Source organism: Methylobacterium sp. E-046 (assembly GCF_022829625.1).
GTDB classification, from domain to species: Bacteria; Pseudomonadota; Alphaproteobacteria; order Rhizobiales; family Beijerinckiaceae; genus Methylobacterium; species Methylobacterium longum.
Map to the genome: position 1 here is coordinate 1 of NZ_JAKSYP010000150.1, position 1293 is coordinate 1293.

Here is a 1293-nt window from a genome sequence, read left to right on the forward strand (position 1 = left end):
GATCGTGGCCAGGAAGCGGGACACCTCGGCGCTGAGATACTCGGACTGGCGCGACAACTCGCCGGCCGCGCCGCGCACCTGGCTGGCGGCCGCACCGGTGGCTTCCGAGGCCTGGGCCACCCCCGTGATGTTGCCCGTCACCTGATCCGTTCCGGTGGCCGCCTGGGACACGTTGCGGACGAGCTCCTGCGTCGCCGCGCCCTGCTCCTCCACGGCGGCCGCGATGGTCGTGGCGACCCCGTTGATCTCCCGGATGCGCGTGGTGATCGTGTCGATGGCCGAGACCGCCTGACCGGTCGTCCCCTGGATCTGGCCGATCTGCTGGCTGATCTCCTCCGTGGCCTTGGCGGTCTGCGCTGCCAGTTCCTTGACCTCGGCCGCCACCACGGCGCAGCCGCGGCCGGCTTCACCGGCGCGCGCCGCCTCGATCGTGGCGTTGAGCGCCAGGAGGTTCGTCTGGCTCGCGATGTTGGAGATCAGCCCGACCACCTCGCCGATGCGGCTGGCCGCCTGGCTCAGCTCCTGCACGAGGTGCTGGGTCTGGTCGGCCTCGCCGACGGCCGTCTGGGCGAGGTTGGCCGAGCCGAGCACCTGCCGGCCGATCTCCTGCACCGACGAGCCCAATTCCTCGGCGGCCGCCGCCACGGTCTGCACGTTGGCGGAGGCCTGCTCGGCCGCCGCCGCGACGGTGGTGGACTGGCTGGCCGTCTCGGTGGCGCTCGACGTCATGCTCTGGGCGGTGGCCTGCAGTTCCGTGGCCGAGGATGAGACCAGCCCGACGATGCCGCCGACCGCCCGCTCGAATCCGTCCGCCAGCTCCAGCATGGTGCGCTTCCGCTCGGCCATGGCGGCCTCGTCGGCGCGCCGCTTGACCTCCGCCTCCTCGGCCGCCTTCCGCGCCACCATCGCCTTGATGCCCTCGACCGCCTTGCCGACCGCGCCGATCTCATCGCGGCGGGCCGCTTCGGCGATCTCGGCCTCGATCTCGCCCTTTGCCATGCGCTGCAGGACCTTGACCAGGCGATCGAGCGGGCGCGTGATGCCGAATACCGCGATGAACACCGCAGCGACCAGGCCTGCCAGCATCCCCATGGCGCTGAACATCATCAGGTTCTGCCGCGTTTCATTCGTCTGATTGGTCAGGTCGTCCGACGATTTCGACGTATAGGCCGCAATGTCCAGGGCGAGCTGGCTGCCGTCGGCCAGCAAGATCGAGAAAATCGGAACGATCGCCGAATGGACCAGCGCAATGGCCTTGTCGTTCTGGTTGGCGGAGCCGAGTCGGCGCACCTC

General features: G+C 69.9%; 1 protein-coding gene. It reads right to left on the reverse strand.

The features are described from left to right. Nucleotides 1–1293 (reverse strand): methyl-accepting chemotaxis protein (locus MKK82_RS12885; protein WP_243985956.1); only part of this gene is annotated, 1293 nt, incomplete at both ends.